Source organism: Paenibacillus sp. FSL R5-0713 (assembly GCF_037973325.1).
Lineage (GTDB): Bacteria > Bacillota > Bacilli > Paenibacillales > Paenibacillaceae > Paenibacillus.
In genome coordinates, this window is sequence record NZ_CP150229.1 from 4,572,627 (window position 1) to 4,590,389 (window position 17,763).

The following is a 17,763-nucleotide window of genomic DNA, read 5'->3' on the forward strand; positions in this document are numbered from 1 at the left end:
ATTTCGTCGTTCAATCAGGTCATAAACAGCTCGTCCACCTCTTTAAAAGCAAACAAAAGGCCCCCTGAAATCAAGGAGCCTTCATGTTATGTTCCAAAAGAATGACTATTCTTGTGATGCAACGAGTTCGTTGTAAGCCGCTTCAACGCGGTTCCACTCTTCTTCGTCTTCAATATTGTAGAGCACCATTTCCTCGTCTTCTTCTTCCATACGCAGGATGATGCCGTCAGCTTCAGGATTGTTACGTTCCAGCAGGAGCGCATAAACATGCTTCTCCACGTCAAACGTCTCCACCAAAACCATCTCCACGTCTTGGCCGTTCTCGTCTGTTAATGTGAGAAGGACTTCTTCATGCTCGTGGTCGTGGTCGTGGTCTTGCCCGCATCCGCAGCCATCGCCGTGTTCATGTGTGTGATCGCTCATTGAAATACCTCGCTTTATAAATAGAAATTGTGTAACCTTGCATATCGTAACATGTTCAATGACCCAGGTCAATTTAACTCACAGGGTTATTTCCGCTTCAATCGTTCAGCGCTGTAATGATTTTCTCCGCTACCAGGACGTAACTGCTGTTTGCATTTTCTTTAATATGAAAGCCGACTTGATACTTGCCGGCACGACTGAAATCGTACGTAAAATCGTAAGTGCGGAACCAGAAGTTATCCTTCTGTGTTGTAAGCTCCTGTGACTGGATATCCTTCACCTGACCGCTTGGATTGGTAATCGTTACTTTCACCGCAGCTACATCTGCTGTCAGACTGTCCACTTGGGAAAATACATTGAATTTCAGCTTCCCTACGTTAACGTTGCCAAATACAGTGTCTCCCTTGAAGAGAAAAATATGTACATTCGGTTTGATCACCGTTACTCTCTTGTTACTGCTATCCCATTTGACGACGCCTCCAGCTTCCCTTACAGGTACATAGGTCGTTCCATCAATGAGATAACCTCCATCAGCTGCTTCCTTGCCGTTAATGAGAACACGAATCTTCTCGTTCACCGAATCTGCAAACAATAAAGACCCGCCGAGCAAGGAGAATACCGTGACACAAAGCAATACTCGTTTCCATTTCATCCCGTCAATATTCCCTCCCCTGCTGCTAGCTGTTGTACATTTATACTGTACATTCATCCACAAAGTTGCGCTGTTTTTCATCATTTTTCATTTTTTATCCAGAATTTTTTCCACCCCTTGGAATGCACAAATAGAGGCTCTCCTCATTAAAGGATGCCTCTGTTCTATTCATGTTATAACTACGGAATTAGACGAAGGGTTATGATGAAGTATGGCGGGTCAGGATACAGGGAACACCCTTGCCTATAGCCCCTTCGATTCGCATCCGCGCAGCGTAATCCATGCCTCGTGTACATGGTGTTTTACATCTCTCGCATACATCGGAAGTGACCAACTTCATGGATACACGGATTTTGTCACTCTTTAATGCGGGAGCTTTCTTTCCCTTTGCTTTTGCCATCCCGGATTCCCCATTTCCCCAAGTGCTTACTGATGTAATGCATCATATGGGGATCCGCCCGGTTGTGTGTCTATTTAAAATACGTATTTAAATAATAAAAATATGACAAGGAGGATACCCCCGAGAATGAGCCAGTTGCTGATTTCATACCAAATGCTTTTGCCTCCGGACAGGTATTTCTGTTCATTCTCCTGATGACGCTGACGGTGTGTATCCGTCTCAGAGCCATGGGGTGGTTTGCTAAAATCCATCATAAGTACATTCCCCTTTCAGCAGTTTTGTATAATCTTAATACCATTATAACCCATAATTGAGTATGAATTTGATTTTTCTGTATAAAAGAGCTTTTTCATGCAATTGGTTCTATTGGATCGCAGATAATTCTTCTTCTATGACCCATTTGTGGTTTTTTATCAAATCTCCCCCTGTTGTCGGGGTGTAATCAACCATATATACCGTTGTTTGTTCAGCGGACTCAATTGTGGCCTTGGCACCCTTCATTCCTTTCATGTGATCAGCGCTTAACAGCACCTCAGAACCTACCTTATACGATTGATCGGTATGGTCCTGTATTTCTTCATGAATAACCCATTTATGATTCTGCACGGGATCTCCGCCTGTGGTTGGGGTATACGTCACTGCATATACCGTAGTCTCATAAGCTCCAACAATCTTTGCTGTTGCCCCCTTCATGCCCGACATGTGATCGGCACTCATCATTGCCTGGCTTCCTACTGGAAAGGTGGGATTGCTTTTCTCCAGCAATCCTTCCGGTAGCTCTCCAGATTCAGAATGGTGCATCTCACCTGCGGTGGCTGTATGACTGTCATCTTTACTCTCTATAGTCTGCTGAGTCTCCTTGCCACATCCACCCAAAATCAAACTGCTTACGATCAAGATAGTCGATATGTTCATTAAGTACTTTTTCATGTGTCCGCACTCCTTTAATTGTATTTATATCATTTATTATACCCCCTATGGGTATATCGCAATCATAATTATTGTTTTTTTCCGGATAAGGTGCATCTTACAACGGAGCAAAATAAATCAAAAAAGCCTCCGATTTCTCGGAGGCTTCTTATCAAGAACAAATCATTTCAGTGATTACACCTTACGCCAGTTCCACGTTAACATTCACGTTCCCTTTGATTCCTTTGGAATATGGGCAGTAGTCATGAGCAAGTTTCACAAATTTCTGTGCTGTCTCCTCATCCAGACCGAGAATTTTAACTTCCAAATCAACTTGAAGTTTCACGCCGTTATCCTCAGAGTCCGTCACCAACATCACGGTTGCAGCAACAGTACTTCTTTCAATTTCAACTTTGTGTTTTTTCAATTGAAACTCCAGTGCGGAGTTAAAACAAGCGCTATACCCTGCTGCAAACAACTGCTCCGGATTGGTAGCTGTCGTCACTTGTCCTCCCAGTTCAGGTGGTGCAGCAACATCCAACATAAACACGTTATCTGGAGATTGTACAATTCCTTGACGTCCACCTGTATTGATGACTGTTGTTTCATATAATGTTTTCATTTGTAAAACTCCTTTAGTTGATTGGATTTATGTTGACATAAATTCGACTTCTCTTGTATCGCTAACAATTACATTGTACACAATTTAATTGTGCATGTAAATAGTTGATGTAAAAAAATAATACAGTTTAATGCTGAGTTTAAATGAATAGCGATAATGAGGTTTATCATTGTAGGCATCAGATAACCTAAGTTGAACTTAAGGAGGAATAACACGTTTGGAGAATAATTCATTTCTAACCCCGGACAAGCCCAAACATAAATCCAGGGCTCTCTATGAGGTGCTAGCTGTATCAACCAGACTCGGCCTGACTTCATTTGGAGGACCGATCGCTCATCTTGGTTACTTTCATGAAGAATATGTTCGCCGTAGAAAATGGATGGATGAACGTAGCTATGCAGATTTAGTTGCGCTGTGTCAATTTTTGCCCGGACCTGCCAGCAGTCAAGTCGGGATTGGAATTGGCATTATCCGCGGCGGATTGCTGGGGGGACTGATGGCTTGGCTTGGTTTTACACTTCCATCTGTCATTGCGTTAGTCTTGTTCGCTTTTCTTCTGCAAGGATTTGATATTAGCAGTACTGGATGGATTCACGGTCTGAAAATTGTTGCTGTAGCTATTGTCGCTCAGGCGATATGGGGCATGGGGCAAAAACTAACTCCTGACCGCTATAGGGCAACCATCGCTATCTTTACTGCAGTGGCGACTGTTGTGTGGCAGACTGCATTCACTCCAATCCTTTTTATTGTGATAGCAGGCGTGATAGGTATGATCCTTTTTAGTAAAATGACCGAGTTTAAAACAGTAGACTTGTCTGTCCCTATGAATCGTAACTTGGCAATCGTCTGTTTGGCTACGTTCTTTGGAATTCTGATTTTTCTCCCGTTACTCACTCCCTTTGATCGTTCGGGGTGGCTGTTATTCTTTGATAGCTTCTACCGTTCAGGATCACTCGTATTTGGCGGAGGGCATGTTGTGCTTCCGTTACTGGAACGTGAATTCGTTCCTGCAGAGATGATCAACAAGTCCGACTTTCTGGCGGGATATGGAGCAGCACAAGCTGTACCCGGACCATTGTTCACTTTTGCCGGTTATTTAGGAGCGATGATGCGTGGGGTTTCAGGAGCTTTGGTTGCAACGATCGCTATCTTTTTGCCAGCTTTTCTTCTGATCGTAGGCGTATTGCCCTTCTGGAGTGCTTTATGTAAAAGCTCAAAAACCCAAGGAGCATTACGCGGAATTAATGCAGCTGTTGTAGGTATTTTGCTGGCGTCGTTGTACGATCCACTCTGGACAACTGCGATCCTGACGCCTGTTGATTTTGCACTTGTATGCATGTTGTTTCTAATGCTCGTTTTTTGGAAAGTACCACCCTGGATCGTCGTCTTTGCTGGTGCAGCAGGCGGTACAATGATGAACCTTTTCTAAATAAAAAAGGTACCCCTACACTGCACTTTTTTTTCAAAGCGTCCGTGTTTAGGTACCCTATTACTGCTAGTAAGTTATTGACCGATCCATGCAGATCATCTGTTTATTTTCTTCAGCATCCCAATTCAAGTTTCTCAAATCCGAGCTGGCCTAGCTTGTCTACACTCTTTCTTCAAATCAGGTTCCTTGTTCGTCTTCAGACTTCTCCCCAGTTTGATTAGTTACTCCAGATATCCACTTTCATCTGCGCACATTTGAAATACTTGGCCTCAGCCTTGCTTGTGGTGAGTTTCAACAGACATTGCAATTCTCCATGTTGGAACAACCCACCACTCAGGTCAGCAGCAACACCTCCATACTGATCATCCGCACCAAGCCACACGGAAGGTCTTTCGAACCCCGCCGAGAACTGTAACCCTGTGCAGAGCAGCACGGTCAGGTTCTTTCGATTCTGCGCTTCATCTCCCGCCACACCTTGCGTAGTGAAGAAAACCATGTTTTGCTTAAAATCCGTGTACGTTCCATCTGCTTTATAGGCTCGGACCATCCCATACTTCTGATTAACGTTATGAAAAAAGGTGATACCAGCCTTGCTATCCTTCGATTTGATGCCAACCTGAACCGATATTCCAATATTGCCGTTGAATTGTAGCGCTTCCAAAGTGACTGCAATTGCTGTTACTTTCGAGCTGTCAATCAGATGTTTCATTTTCAACTCTGCCGTCGCTCCTACTGTGGTCGGTGTTGTAACTGTTATGGTTCCTCTATCGGGCAAAGGCTCAAACGTAGGGGTGCCCACCACCTCCACCCAATCCGGTAACGTTCCATATAGAAAATCGGCCACAAGCTGTTTGTGGACCTTTCCAAAGGGCACGATCTTACCCGCTGCATCACGTATAACCATCTCTACACCCCCACCGAATAGGCTACACCGATATTATGATCGGTATTGTAATACACGTACACTACCCCGTCCATAACGGACACCATCAAGGATTGCATATTGGTCGTTTCCCAATTCAATGCCGGAAAATATATATCTGAAGGTTTGTCCAGCAGTTGACGGAAGTCTGCGCTGATCTTGGCAATGGCAGGCCGAGCTACAGTCGTAACCCCACCTGAAGCATAAGCCGATAACATGCCCAGCCACCACATGCTCCCTTTGTACATAAATACACCTGCATTGGGTCTCGAAATATTTTCTTCTGCTGATAAAGTCGCATCATTGCCACCCATTAATGGTCTTGGATCAGCTAACCAGCTACGTCCGTCATGAGAATGCCAGATACATTTACGGCCAAAGTCACCGCCGCCCATTACCGAAAAACCGATCCATTTGCCACCATTTCGAAAACACGAGAAGTAACCGGTATGACCATCACCTGGGAAACCTGGAGGTTTGTCCAATATCAAACCCACTCTTGTCCAGTTAATCATGTCTACAGAGGTTGCAAGTGCCGTCGATTGATTTATCCCAAGTCCGTTTTGTTGATAATACATAAAGAATAATTGTTCTTCATCGTTCCAGATCACAAATGGCGTTTCCGTCGAATTCCCAACCACAGTATCGAGATATACCTGTCCGTGTTTGGTCCATGGTCCTGTCGGACTGTTGGAATACGCAAGTCCAATTCCACCTATACGATTATGGTTGGTAGAATACGTAGCATAATAATCTGCTTTTGCACCAGGGATAAGCCCCTTCACTTTGATCGCCCGAAACCAATAGATCGATTGAAGACCCGCCATTGCAGCGGTATATATAGGATTGTCCATTTTTTTATCAAATTGAGGCGTGTACATCCGTCTGGATTCTGCATCGCAATAATCATATGGCGCAATGGCCCTGTTGGCCTTCATCGCTGCGCCCAGTGCTGCCTGAGCAATATTTTCAGTCATGGACATGGGAGCTCAACTCCTTCGTGAACGGGGTATTACCCGTTACCGGTCGCGAATATAAAACATCCGAAGCGTTCATTAATAGGATTGAAAAATCAACAACATTACCCTCATTCGCAGCTGACTCCCGAGAAATACGAATGATAGAGCGAATTCTAGCATTATATGAATACGCTTTCATTTTAGTCATTCCTTTAATGCCTTTACAGTTGTACTCAGCAATTGTGCCTTTCATTGGTACGCCCGGATAATGTTGATCCTTCATATTAATCCCTCCTATTGTTTTCTCCCGATAAGTATATTCATGAAGCTACCTTTATGTTAAAGCATTATGCCCATCTTGCAGCCTATTATTCTAAGTCTGGTTTTTCATATAACCAAACATTTGCTTATGTTAACAAGACGAAACAGGCTAACCCATAAATAATAGGCTAACCTGTTTAAATGAAGAAACTGCAAAACTAACTACTTATTTCTCTGCAAAAAGTGAAGATAAGGGATTGGCTACTTTTTTATCGGATTGCTCCTTGCCTTGGTTATTCAATACATAGAACTGGTAAAAGTCGTTACTGAATCCAATAGACTCCTGCATTTTCAGCTTAAAAGCTTCAAATACCGCATTGCTCAGATGATCCTCATTCCAGAAATAATGAAGCATTAATCGATTCTGGTTATAGGGATGTTTGATCACGTACGCACCAGCGGCAAGAGGTTGATTCATGGTATTCTTCCAAGGAAAACCAGTCTGTTTCGTCCGATCGATAATGTTGGATTTTAAAGCCTGCACCAATCCGTTTGACTTGGCATTGCCAATGACAATAAGGTTGCTGTTGCCGATCGCTTTTTTCATCTTTTGCTTCAGCTCCTTGCGATCCCGTACAACGTCGTATCTTATCCCGCTCATATCAAGGAATCCGGTCAACTGATGAACGATATCTTCCTGCTGTTTGGCTGCAAGCTTACTCACCTGATCACTGAGCACAATGGTTAATTCCTCGCCTTGAAGGACTTTGTCCATCAATCGATTCATCACTTCATAAGGCAGATGAGGGATCATACCCATGACAGCCTGATATTGCGCTTGTAAGATATCATGCACATATGCAGCGGTCTCTTCTTTGGATAATTGGTATTCAGGCTTTAAGACAAAATCAGGCTGATATAGGGCTGTTTGCATTTCTGCGCGCACTTCCTTACCAAGCACATCTTCAATGGTTTGAAGAAGCCCCTCTATTGTTGCATTTTGATACACGTAGCGTTGGAAATATGTTCTCATCAACTCGTCAAATTTCTCTTCACCGACGGAACGGTAAAGCTGATAGATCGCTTGTCGCCCCTTCTGATAATACACCAGACCGGCTAACTCCCCGGCTTCATCGTTTGTTGACGCAATCGCCATATCTACGGGCGCAGTGTCAAACTGTATGGATCTGAAACCATTTAGCTTAACTCCCTGTTTCTCGGCAAAATACACCATGGAGAAATCGGCAAAGCCCTCGTCCAGGAAGGATTCGGTCTCTGAATTATTACCAATCAATGCATGGAACCACTGATGTGCTATCTCATGAACAAATGTTGTATCTTCTTCTGGAACCTTACCCGTTTGAATCTGGCCCATCTGAATGAGTCTCGTATACTCCACGGCAACGCCTTGTACATACGTCTCGACAATTCGGAACTCTGGGTAGGGATACTTGCCATATTTCTCACTATAGAAATCAATGACCTTGAATGCCTGATTAATGTATCGGTCAACGATCTCTTTCTTGGATGGATCATCGTTGAAATAATAGTATTCCACCGTCAGACCGTTACGGGTAGCGCGCTCCACTTGAAGATTAGGACTGGCAAAGAAAACAAACTCTCTCGTATTCTCGGCTACGGCAGACACAATCTTACGCCCATGTTCTGTACTGTTTTGAGTGGAGATCATGCCAGGCATGGCTACCTGATACTCCTCAGGCACATTAAATTGGACTTCAAAGTCGGACGAGGTGTAATAATCGCTCTCGAATGTTCGACTATACGGTGCCTTATTCCACTGCTGCTTGACCTCATCGTATACAGACATCACCGGGAACCAGTGTGCACCATTAATTATATCCTTGTAATAGGATATTCGCTGTGAGCCATAAGGTATATTCAGATGGAATTCCAATTGTAATGTTATCGATTCGCCTGGTTGAACGGACTTTTTCAACTGTACAGTCAGCGCTTGATTTTCCTTATGGAAGTCCAGTGACTGGCTATCTGCTGTTACAGCCTGAATATCAATGCCACCCAGAAAGTCCTCCGCTGTCTTCTCGGGATGATCTTCACTAATCTGTTCATTGTTCTGTTGGAACATTGAAGCCTGTGTGGACTTGGAAAGGTTCGCATCAGCATATGTATGCAGGACCAGTTGCTGGAGTGTATCCTTGCTTGTGTTGCGATACGTTACCTTCTCGCTCCCCTGGATCGTCATGTCTTTCTCATTCAGCCGAGCCTGGATCTCGTATTGAATCGGGGACTGCTTTAGGGAGTCTGTGTTAGGTATATTCGTAGATACAGGTGGGACCGCTTCCGCTACCACAACCCCCATGGTGACAAGTGGGCTTGTTGCCAGTATTAAAGCCAGTGTACCCGCGATCCCTACTCTGGCTAACTTTGATGTAAATGGGTTTGAATAATTCATAAGTTCTCTCCTTCTCCTGTTCTATGTTGACCTCAGAACCAAGTATAGAAGAGGAACCTTATGATGAATTTATGTTTTATTTAAGTTTTGTTTAAAAAGAGGAAGAGAAACTGAAGTTTTCTTCAATCACATGGTTGTATGTAGAAAAAGAAAAGAAGCCTTACATCGCAAGGCTCCTCGTGTATGATCTGTAGTGGGCTCAAACCACTGACCCCTACCCTGTCAAATAAGTGAGCTCTTGGTATCCTTTCTCTCTCTGTATAGATGACCGAGTAATTCTTTTATTCCAGCCTTGATTTCGACCGATATTTTATCTTTACTAATGTAGACCACTTCTAGCAATGTGCTTAATTTAAGCCAAATTATACCATTAAGTATATTTATTTTCAACAAAACCACCTACATATATTATCGGAGGTGGCCATAATGTTATATAAAAAAACAACTCCTCTTGAGATATAATTCTCAAAAGAAGTTGCCCTTTTTTTCATATAGGACGAGTGGGGATCGAACCCACGACCCTTACCCTGTCAAGATAATGCTCTCCCGCTGAGCTATCGCCCTGTAATAAATAGGATGTATCCATCACGATCATAATGCTATCTTTAGCTGAGCTAACAGATCATGATATATAATTATTTCCCAATCAAGTAACAGTATCATATCAAGTAACCGTGTTCATTGTCAATGATTTATTTGGTTATAATTCACCCAAAATGGTGCACAATAAAGGAAGATTACCATATCTACAACGAGGTGAATTCTCTATGAGAAACTTAACAAAACGGTCAAAATCCAATACACATACATTTACCAAATGCTTCTTTTTTTTCGTTGGGCTTATGATTGTCATGACAACCCTTACCGGTTGCGGCTTGGAACGGGATGAACATACGGTTCAATTCCAACAGTTAAAACAACCCAATGAAAATGATGAATCTCTACCCGTCTGGCTGGACGTATACTCCAAATCGGTAGTTCAAGATGTATATTCTCCGCGAGGAAGCAGTGAAGTTTTGCCGTGAAGGTAAGAGGTAAATTACTCTTCTTCATCCCACTTACGTGAGTATGCTTTCTTGGTCACATAATACAACAGAATAATCATTCCCGCCGACATTAACAATGTAATGACCATGATGCCTGCCATGCCCATCACTACCCCCTCCTCTCCCAATATGTCCCAGACTTCACTATACAGGAAAAACATTTTTTTGTATAATTCAGTCTGATATGTCGCGCAAGAGCAGAAAGAAGGAATGGAATTGGCAGCTGAGATTAGTTATGTAACGACGCAAGAACAACTGGAACAAGCCCTGGGTATTCGCAATCACGTTTTTGTGATCGAGCAACAGGTTCCTGCCGAGATTGAGATTGATCAATACGATGTCATTAGTCCGGATGTGCATCACGTATTGTTAAGTACGGATGGGCAAGCTGTAGCTACAGGACGTCTGATCTATTACAGCAAGGATACGGCCAAAATGCAGCGGATCGCGGTGCTTGAGTCTCATCGTTCATTCGGTTATGGACGCGTGCTTCTGCTCGCGATGGAGGAACTGGCACGTGAACTCGGCTTATCCTATTCCGTACTGGATGCTCAATGTCAGGCGCAGAAATTCTATGAGAAACTGGGCTATGAAGTGATTTCGGAAGAACCTTTTTATGATGCAGAAATTCTGCATGTTCGTATGAAAAAGAGTCTGTAAAACTTCGGCATTGGCGGTCTTATGAGCATATAGTGCATACTTCCCAGGAATTCGGATAGGCTAATCAGGTAAACAGATTCCTATCTCGTCATATAAGGAGAGTGTGACATCATGGATCAAACAACACGCGAGAGTTTCACAGCCGTACAGAAAAATGGCGACGGTGACCTGACAGCCTTTCAGACTTCAGCAGGACGTATACTGGATTACCAACAAGCACTTGCAGAAGTAAAGGCTGGCGCTATTGCCGGCGTGAATGTATTTAAAGGCAAAGATGGCGAAATGTATATTCGCGGCGATGCCGACGGTGACCCAACCAACAACCTGGACCAACTTCCCCAATTCTAAAATAGATGCACAGATCGTTACGTGTTACACAGAAGCGCCAATTCGGTTATCCGGGTTGGCGTTTTCTTATTATGATTAATAGTCCGTAAAATATTTTACGGAGTCCCCGGAAGGCTGGCTTTTGCGAATTGGCTGTTGTACCTGTTCCCATGCCTGCAAGATCTGTATCCCTTCGAGAGTAGACCGATTCTCCCAGGCGATGTGCCCGGTTCGTTCAAGCTCCAGCAAAGACTCATGAATGTAAGCTCTGCTTCGTCCCGTCTTGGTCTCCAGTTCATCCATACGCGGCAGCCTGCGCCGTTGTCCTGCATAGTTCACCATAATCCGCAAAATCTTACGTTCAAAGTCGTTCAGCATACTTTACCTCCCCATTCATATCCGTAACAGGACGCCATGCCAGAATACCTTGCTCCAGAAATGTTCGGGGTGAGCCTTCTTTTCCCGCTGATGCTCTAATCATCCCGCCACGTACACTATTAATTCGAATCTGTCGCTGCGTAATCTGCCCTGCACGATCCATGTAGACCAGCTCCACCATCTGGCCAATATATTTCCCTAGCATAATCATCCCTCCGATAAGAACATTTGTTTGTATTTCATATTATATGCGAACATAAGTTCTTTATTCAATAGTAAAAAAAGGATTTTGCAAAATAAAAAAAACCAGACTTTCCCCTTTGATCAAGGGAGTCTGGTTCCTCTGATAATGCTGCTGATATAACAACATTTCTTGTAATAATCCGGTTCAGTAACGGATCAGTGTCGATCGGATTCCGAAAATTGCACTTTCTTTAATTGCTGTGTAGATGGATTAAAATCAACATTTACATAGACCGCGAATTGCTTGCCGTCTTTGGCACGAACCCATAGCTTGAACTGTTCCCGTGACTGATCTGCTGTTAGAGAGGTACGGCCGATGTGCTTATAGTCCAAAATATCCACATTGTACTTTGTCTGTGTTTCTTTGACCGCAATAATTCCCCACTTCGCATAATCTGGGATGGCGGCGCCCGTAGCCGAGGCAGGTGTGAATCCCGCTAAACTAAGCATAACCGTAAGTATTGTAACGATGAGCATTCTCATTTCACTCACTCCTTAGGACAATATGTTTCTGTTATATTGCCCGTCCGGGTTTCATTTTACACGAATAAACGAAAGATCCAAGCCAGTGGCCGTAGGGAAAAAGGAACCACATGAACAAGCCGGTCCAACGAATCAGGAGGCTCCGTCCGGAAACTCATTCCCCAGTCACCCGAGAAAACGTGTTGTTGTGTCTTCGGCTCCTCAGGACGATCCAACCCGTATTTCTTTTCAAGCCTTTGCCTCGTTTGTTCATCCACCTGAACCTCGTTCGAAACGTCATATGCTGTGACAGGCTCGCTGCTTATGTACATCAGCATCATCAGAAGGATCGGAATCCACACTATTTTTACCCAACGTTTGTTCATCTTTAACTCCTTTATGTACCTTAATTCTCTTGTATCTGGCAGACCCATTTAAAGGTTAGATTATACATAAAATTCACCGTATTGGAAATAACAACAGGGAGAAGATATGCAGCATTTGATATGCAATACTTAAGTCCCATTTGGTTGATTTTATGTTTAAAAAAGGGAATAACCGTGTAATAGGCCATGACAGCCTGACTTCATGATCTAACATTTCTACAGGATCTGCAATACCACTTTGAGGAGGTTACACCCCAATGTTCAAACGCTTGGATGAAATCCTGATTGAGATTCCCAATGTCGAGAAGCCCGATCCGAATGCAGCAGCAGCCATACAAGAGTTGCTCGGCGGCAAATTCGGAGAAATGTCAACGTTGAACAATTACCTCTATCAATCGTTTAATTTTCGATCCAAAGAAAAGCTGAAGCCCTTCTATGACCTCGTCATGAGCATTACGGCTGAAGAATTGGGCCATGTTGAACTCGTGTCTCATGGCATTAACAAATGTCTTAGAGGATCAACCGAGTACAAAGAACCCGACGATACGCCGCTAGGTTCGGTGAAAGATGCTCGTCTGTCGTATCACTATCTGGCAGGTGCACAAGGTGCAATGCCTTTTGACTCTATGGGTAATCCATGGACGGGAGCAAATGTCTTCAACAGTGGTAATCTGGTCGAAGATCTGTTGCACAACTTTTTCCTCGAATGTGGAGCGCGTACGCATAAAATGAAGGTATATGAGATGACAGATCACCCGGCAGCCCGGGAAGTGGTTGGTTTCCTGCTGGTACGTGGCGGCGTGCATGTTGTTGCATATGCAAAAGCCCTTGAGATTGCAACTGGCGTCAATGTAACCAAACTCGTTCCTATTCCTTCACTGAACAACAAAGCTTTCAATGAGGCTCGTAAATATGAAGAAAAAGGGGTACACACCAAGCTGTACACCTATAGTGATAAAGACTTCAATGCGATCGGTCAGATCTGGAAAGGAACTCACCCCGAAGATGGACAACCTCTTGAAGTCATCCAAGGGATACCTGAAGGATTCCCGATTCCAGAAGCCCCTGCGGTGGAAGAAGAATTCGCCCCAGGCATTTCGCAAGAAGACTTTAAGGAAATTGCTCGTCGTCTGAAGATGGCGGGAAATATTGCGGATTAAGCTAGAGTTGTACATGCACTGTTTAAAACTAATAAGCCCTCGATACTGTCAACACAGTATTGAGGGCTTTACTGTCTTCTAATCCATCAACAATCCGCGTAAGGTGATTTTGAAGGTAAATTAAATTCTCATTTTTAACTTAATCAGCGTCTTCAATGGAATGTTTGTTGATCATCTGCCATAGCTCTTCCTCACTATTTAATCGTATAGAATCTGTATATTCCCAACTGAAATAAGGGGCAAGATTTTTAACTACAACTTCCCAGGTTTCTCCTTGCTGTTTCATAAGAATTTGATTTATTTTTTCGGATATTAATTCGAAATCCAGTTTATTAACAATAAAGTGCCTTGCACCTAATACGATATCTGTTCCATCTCTAAGTTCTTTTTCTAAAGCTTTCGGAGTTATGATTGTAAAATCAAAATTATCCTCACCTTCAGAATCTTCCGTCCCAATACAGGCTGTACCTGACAAGTAAAAATCGTCTCCAATATCTTCAGATCTCGTGAATTGTAACTTGCCATGGATATTCGGATCTCCAGTAATAATAAGGTCTTTCAAAATCAGTTTAATCACGTTTCGCCCCTCTTAGGTATCTAGTTTCTTCAATTTTCTTGTTGCACCAGTTTTTATGTATGCAAACTCCCATCTCCACTTACCTCTCGTTGGTCTCCCTTCATCTTTTCCAAAAGCTCCACGATAACCTCATCCAACTCCTCTAGTATCTCGTCATGTGTAGGGGACTCCAATATCCTTACCAGATCCGTCTGTAGCATACTGGGATGAGATACAGGCAATCGATCAATTAGTCCGACCAAAATGAAATATTCCCACTGTGGATCTTGGGTTTGCAACACATCCTTAATATGAGGAATTATGTCCTCCCCCAATCTCATAATAGATCCTCTACCGGCTTAGAGATTGGCCAATTCCCGTCTTGCAACCACTGCATAAGTTCTGGAATACTGTTTCTCAACTCTTCATTACTAAATTCATTTAACTCGCTAACTGCTTCAAAATCAAACTTGTCGCGGGGAAGACGCGACCTCATATCCATTTAATTTTCCTTTCTCATCTATATTACATAATGATATACTCCCTCTTGTTACTCCTCTGGCTCTACATCCTCTACTCTGATATCAATCCGATCTTGATTCTTCGTCGTTGACATCGCATCTATCATGCGAATCGTCCACGTTCCTGCATCCTGATCAAATTGTACATCCTCAATCACAGGAACACGTAATTTTTCTCCATCTGGTGAGTATAGTCCACCCCGAATGGCGTCTGCCTCACTTAGATGGGCACCGTCTGGCGTATTTGGACAAGATACCGCTATCTTTTCTGCTCTGGCCTGTCCAGGATAGGGCTGATTTTCCGGGCCTCCATCCGTCCAGACTTCAACATAGGAGCCGATCTGTGGATCAGGTGAATTGGAGAACCATTTTGCCGGATAATATCGATCGGCTCCTCCATTGGAACTGTTATCTCGGTAGGCGGGATCAACCACAAGAATGGAATCGTCTTTACGATCAACCACATAACCAGTAAATCCATCTTCACTCGGTGCATTGGCTTGAGCCTGCTCGGAGTTGCACTCAATATGTCCTGAACATCCCGTAAGGCATACGATTAGGGTTGAGAGCAACATAACGACTTGACGAAGATTGATCATATGTAATCCCCCTTTTAACAACACCTCTTCCTAAATTTAACGTTCCATATCAGTTCATTGTTGCAAATACAGCCTTTGGCTCACCCTTAAATTTTTGACGCGCCTAGCACGATCAACCCAAATATTCACTTCCTTATATCCCTTTTGTACACATACCTGCCCCAGACCACCAATGTTGCGCATAACAAGACAGCACAGTAGGCCCAGACAAATAACATGGCAAGCCCTAACCCGATGTTGGCATCCAGGCGTTCATCAAAGATCTCTGTGAATAGCGAAAAACCAAGCGGCACAGCGCCAACAATGAGAAGTCCAATGGACCATCCACCCCAGCGTCGTAAACAGGACCCCGCACGAGTACTGGAAAGTTTGCGAATCCCTTGAGTCAGAAGCCACCAGATCAGAATAAATAATAGACAGGTTATAAGAATTTTCAACATATCGTTCATCTGCATCTCGTTCGCCTCCTACGCTATACATAATGATGAGTATATTAGCCAAGTAAAGTTTGAGACTTGATTATTATTACCCGTTTCCATGTCCCCTGATCACAGATGATCACAGGCAGACACAATTCAGCACCCCAGACCTACATCCTATTCACATCACAGAAAAAAATGCCATCGTCCTGACTCCTTCCAAGTCATGAACGATGGCATTACATCTCATTTTAGCATTGTTAAATCTACATCGAACAGGTTACGCGCCAAACTGCGCATAGTGAAGGCGGCTGTAGACCCCACCTGCTGCGAGTAATTCTTCATGACGTCCTTGCTCCGTAATGCCTTGTTCGGCTACTACAATAATGCGGTCCGCATTTTTGATCGTTGCCAGCCTGTGAGCGATGACCAGTGTAGTCCGGCCTTCGGACAGCTCAGCCAGCGATTGCTGAATGGCTGCTTCCGTTTCTGTATCCAGCGCGGATGTGGCTTCGTCCAGAATTAGAATCGGTGGGTTTTTCAGGAACATGCGGGCAATGGACAAACGCTGTTTCTGTCCACCGGACAACTTCACGCCGCGTTCACCAATCAACGTATCCAACCCTTCCGGCATCGATTGAATCAAAGACTCCATCTGTGCTCGTCTGGCAGCCATCCAGATTTCTTCTTCGGATGCATCCAGCTTACCGTAGGCTATGTTCTCCCGGATGGTTCCATCGAAGAGGAATACGTCCTGTTGTACAATTCCGATATGACTACGCAAGGAATCCAGCGTCATATTCTGAATCTCCTGCCCATCAATCGTGATGCAACCTTCCAGCACATCATAGAATCGCGGCAGCAGACTGCACAACGTTGTTTTACCCGCCCCGGATGGACCGACAAGAGCGACCGTTTCGCCAGCTTGCACGCTCAGATTGATACCTTTGAGCACAGGCTCCTGATCCGAATAACCAAAGGTCACTTGCTCATAACGAATATCTCCACGTAAATGGGATACCGATACAGCCCCTGGACGATCTTCCACATCCGGTTCCATATCAAGCAGCTCTGTATATCGTTTGAAGCCTGCAATCCCCTTCGGATACGTCTCAATAACCGAGTTGATCTTCTGAATGGGTGTCAGGAACACATTGGACAACATGATAAATGCAATGAACTGACCGTAAGTCATGCTGCCGTTAATGACAAACCATGTTCCGCATACCAGAACAAAGAGGGATACCAGCTTCATCAGCATGTAACTGACAGAGGAGTTCCAGGCCATGATTTTGTATGCAATCAGTTTGGTTTGACGGAAACGACCGTTGTTTACTGCAAATTGTGCTTTTTCATGCTCTTCATTGGCAAAAGCCTGAACAACACGGATACCTGTAATATTGTTCTCTACACGAGCGTTGAAGTCGGCAATATCTCCGAACATTCGGCTGAATGCCTTGGACATCTTGCTGCCAAAGTAGAGCGAGAGATAAATAATCAGTGGCACGATGATAAAGGTTAACACCGCCAAATTTCCGTTAATGCTCATCATGATGCTGAATGCACCGATCAGTGTCATCACCGCGATAAATACATCCTCTGGACCATGATGGGCAATCTCACCGATATCCATCAGATCGTTAGTCATGCGGGACACGAGGTGTCCTGTTTTCGTATTATCGAAGAAACGGAACGATAACTTCTGCACATGATTAAACAGACTTTTACGCATATCCGTCTCGATGTTAATCCCCAGCTTGTGTCCCCAATAGGTAACTACGAAGTTCAGAAAGGAATTCAGGAAGTAGATGCCGAGCAATGCCAGACACGCCCATAGAATCCAGTCCCAGCGTCCTCCTGGCAGCAGATCATCAACTACCCGGTTGACCGCCAGTGGAAAAGCCAGTTCAAGCAGCGCGACCAGAATCGCACAGCTAAAGTCAAGAATAAAGAGCTTTTTGTAAGGCCTGTAATAGGCAAAGAAACGGCGAAGCATGG

Annotated in this window: 24 protein-coding genes and 1 tRNA gene; 5 read left to right on the top strand and 20 right to left on the bottom strand. The window is 44.0% G+C overall.

Going from position 1 to position 17,763, the window contains the following annotated elements:
- Positions 1 to 105: 105 nt before the first annotated feature.
- From MKZ12_RS20345 to MKZ12_RS20370, 6 genes are all read right to left on the bottom strand, one after another.
- Positions 106 to 423: a DUF1292 domain-containing protein gene (locus MKZ12_RS20345; RefSeq protein ID WP_036614722.1), complete on the bottom strand. Its 318-nt coding sequence runs from the start codon at positions 421 to 423 to the stop codon at positions 106 to 108.
- 97 nt (positions 424 to 520) lie between these two features.
- Positions 521 to 1,075 (bottom strand): copper amine oxidase N-terminal domain-containing protein, encoded by a 555-nt coding sequence (locus tag MKZ12_RS20350; protein WP_253439155.1) that lies wholly within the window; start codon positions 1,073 to 1,075, stop codon positions 521 to 523.
- 199 nt (positions 1,076 to 1,274) lie between these two features.
- Positions 1,275 to 1,475, bottom strand: a complete 201-nt coding sequence (locus MKZ12_RS20355; RefSeq protein ID WP_133385501.1) for a hypothetical protein — start codon at positions 1,473 to 1,475, stop codon at positions 1,275 to 1,277.
- A 74-nt stretch (positions 1,476 to 1,549) separates the two neighbouring features.
- Positions 1,550 to 1,729 (bottom strand): hypothetical protein, encoded by a 180-nt coding sequence (locus tag MKZ12_RS20360; RefSeq protein WP_017687398.1) that lies wholly within the window; start codon positions 1,727 to 1,729, stop codon positions 1,550 to 1,552.
- 109 nt (positions 1,730 to 1,838) lie between these two features.
- Positions 1,839 to 2,405 (bottom strand): YdhK family protein, encoded by a 567-nt coding sequence (locus tag MKZ12_RS20365; protein WP_339256349.1) that lies wholly within the window; start codon positions 2,403 to 2,405, stop codon positions 1,839 to 1,841.
- A 181-nt stretch (positions 2,406 to 2,586) separates the two neighbouring features.
- Positions 2,587 to 3,006, bottom strand: a complete 420-nt coding sequence (locus tag MKZ12_RS20370) for an organic hydroperoxide resistance protein (protein WP_017687397.1) — start codon at positions 3,004 to 3,006, stop codon at positions 2,587 to 2,589.
- A 217-nt stretch (positions 3,007 to 3,223) separates the two neighbouring features.
- Here MKZ12_RS20370 and MKZ12_RS20375 point away from each other — a divergent pair, with 217 nt between their 5' ends.
- A complete protein-coding gene (locus tag MKZ12_RS20375; RefSeq protein WP_339256351.1) occupies positions 3,224 to 4,435 on the top strand; it encodes a chromate transporter in 1,212 nt (403 codons plus the stop codon).
- A gap of 217 nt (positions 4,436 to 4,652) precedes the next feature.
- Here the strand turns inward: MKZ12_RS20375 and MKZ12_RS20380 are convergent, their stop codons facing one another.
- The 5 genes from MKZ12_RS20380 to MKZ12_RS20400 form a co-directional block, all read right to left on the bottom strand.
- Positions 4,653 to 5,339, bottom strand: coding sequence for a hypothetical protein (locus tag MKZ12_RS20380; RefSeq protein ID WP_339256353.1), 687 nt, complete (start codon positions 5,337 to 5,339; stop codon positions 4,653 to 4,655).
- A gap of 2 nt (positions 5,340 to 5,341) precedes the next feature.
- Entirely contained in the window at positions 5,342 to 6,340 is a 999-nt protein-coding gene (locus MKZ12_RS20385) for a hypothetical protein (protein ID WP_339256354.1), read from the bottom strand.
- Positions 6,327 to 6,599, bottom strand: a complete 273-nt coding sequence (locus MKZ12_RS20390; RefSeq protein WP_339256356.1) for a hypothetical protein — start codon at positions 6,597 to 6,599, stop codon at positions 6,327 to 6,329. Before MKZ12_RS20390 ends, MKZ12_RS20385 begins: the two co-directional genes overlap by 14 nt.
- Positions 6,600 to 6,803: 204 nt before the next feature.
- Entirely contained in the window at positions 6,804 to 9,008 is a 2,205-nt protein-coding gene (locus MKZ12_RS20395) for a M1 family metallopeptidase (RefSeq protein ID WP_339256358.1), read from the bottom strand.
- Between the two features lie 492 nt (positions 9,009 to 9,500).
- Positions 9,501 to 9,572: transfer RNA gene (locus MKZ12_RS20400), tRNA-Val, on the bottom strand.
- Positions 9,573 to 9,775: 203 nt separating this feature from the next.
- Between MKZ12_RS20400 and MKZ12_RS20405 the strand changes: the two genes are divergently transcribed.
- The 3 genes from MKZ12_RS20405 (at position 9,776) to MKZ12_RS20415 (ending at position 11,062) form a co-directional block, all read left to right on the top strand.
- Positions 9,776 to 10,033 carry a hypothetical protein gene (locus tag MKZ12_RS20405; RefSeq protein ID WP_339235781.1) on the top strand — a complete coding sequence of 86 codons (258 nt, stop codon included), beginning with the start codon at positions 9,776 to 9,778 and terminating at the stop codon, positions 10,031 to 10,033.
- Between the two features lie 237 nt (positions 10,034 to 10,270).
- Complete coding sequence (locus MKZ12_RS20410; protein WP_339261478.1) at positions 10,271 to 10,714, top strand: GNAT family N-acetyltransferase; 444 nt, start codon at positions 10,271 to 10,273, stop codon at positions 10,712 to 10,714.
- A gap of 111 nt (positions 10,715 to 10,825) precedes the next feature.
- Positions 10,826 to 11,062, top strand: a complete 237-nt coding sequence (locus tag MKZ12_RS20415; RefSeq protein WP_339235783.1) for a DUF3892 domain-containing protein — start codon at positions 10,826 to 10,828, stop codon at positions 11,060 to 11,062.
- Positions 11,063 to 11,137: 75 nt separating this feature from the next.
- On the opposite strand, the gene MKZ12_RS20420 is transcribed toward MKZ12_RS20415, so the two are convergent.
- The 4 genes from MKZ12_RS20420 to MKZ12_RS20435 all read right to left on the bottom strand — a co-directional run bounded on the left by MKZ12_RS20420 (position 11,138) and on the right by MKZ12_RS20435 (position 12,510).
- On the bottom strand, positions 11,138 to 11,419 hold the full coding sequence (locus MKZ12_RS20420) for a hypothetical protein (protein WP_339235785.1): 282 nt from the start codon (positions 11,417 to 11,419) through the stop codon (positions 11,138 to 11,140).
- A complete protein-coding gene (locus tag MKZ12_RS20425; protein WP_145322936.1) occupies positions 11,403 to 11,624 on the bottom strand; it encodes a hypothetical protein in 222 nt (73 codons plus the stop codon). Before MKZ12_RS20425 ends, MKZ12_RS20420 begins: the two co-directional genes overlap by 17 nt.
- 194 nt (positions 11,625 to 11,818) lie before the next feature.
- Positions 11,819 to 12,145, bottom strand: a complete 327-nt coding sequence (locus MKZ12_RS20430) for a DUF3889 domain-containing protein (RefSeq protein ID WP_339256360.1) — start codon at positions 12,143 to 12,145, stop codon at positions 11,819 to 11,821.
- A gap of 56 nt (positions 12,146 to 12,201) precedes the next feature.
- Complete coding sequence (locus MKZ12_RS20435) at positions 12,202 to 12,510, bottom strand: hypothetical protein (RefSeq protein WP_339256362.1); 309 nt, start codon at positions 12,508 to 12,510, stop codon at positions 12,202 to 12,204.
- A 257-nt stretch (positions 12,511 to 12,767) separates the two neighbouring features.
- Between MKZ12_RS20435 and MKZ12_RS20440 the strand changes: the two genes are divergently transcribed.
- Positions 12,768 to 13,670 carry a manganese catalase family protein gene (locus MKZ12_RS20440; protein ID WP_091014199.1) on the top strand — a complete coding sequence of 301 codons (903 nt, stop codon included), beginning with the start codon at positions 12,768 to 12,770 and terminating at the stop codon, positions 13,668 to 13,670.
- 139 nt (positions 13,671 to 13,809) lie between these two features.
- Here the strand turns inward: MKZ12_RS20440 and MKZ12_RS20445 are convergent, their stop codons facing one another.
- The 5 genes from MKZ12_RS20445 to MKZ12_RS20465 all read right to left on the bottom strand — a co-directional run bounded on the left by MKZ12_RS20445 (position 13,810) and on the right by MKZ12_RS20465 (position 17,761).
- A complete protein-coding gene (locus MKZ12_RS20445) occupies positions 13,810 to 14,247 on the bottom strand; it encodes an Imm8 family immunity protein (protein WP_339256364.1) in 438 nt (145 codons plus the stop codon).
- A gap of 53 nt (positions 14,248 to 14,300) precedes the next feature.
- Positions 14,301 to 14,567, bottom strand: coding sequence for a DUF5071 domain-containing protein (locus MKZ12_RS20450; RefSeq protein WP_339256366.1), 267 nt, complete (start codon positions 14,565 to 14,567; stop codon positions 14,301 to 14,303).
- Between the two features lie 209 nt (positions 14,568 to 14,776).
- Positions 14,777 to 15,346: a DUF3221 domain-containing protein gene (locus tag MKZ12_RS20455; protein ID WP_339256368.1), complete on the bottom strand. Its 570-nt coding sequence runs from the start codon at positions 15,344 to 15,346 to the stop codon at positions 14,777 to 14,779.
- Positions 15,347 to 15,471: 125 nt separating this feature from the next.
- Positions 15,472 to 15,801, bottom strand: coding sequence for a hypothetical protein (locus tag MKZ12_RS20460; RefSeq protein ID WP_339256370.1), 330 nt, complete (start codon positions 15,799 to 15,801; stop codon positions 15,472 to 15,474).
- 244 nt (positions 15,802 to 16,045) lie between these two features.
- Positions 16,046 to 17,761: an ABC transporter ATP-binding protein gene (locus MKZ12_RS20465; RefSeq protein WP_339256372.1), complete on the bottom strand. Its 1,716-nt coding sequence runs from the start codon at positions 17,759 to 17,761 to the stop codon at positions 16,046 to 16,048.
- Positions 17,762 to 17,763 lie beyond the last annotated feature (2 nt).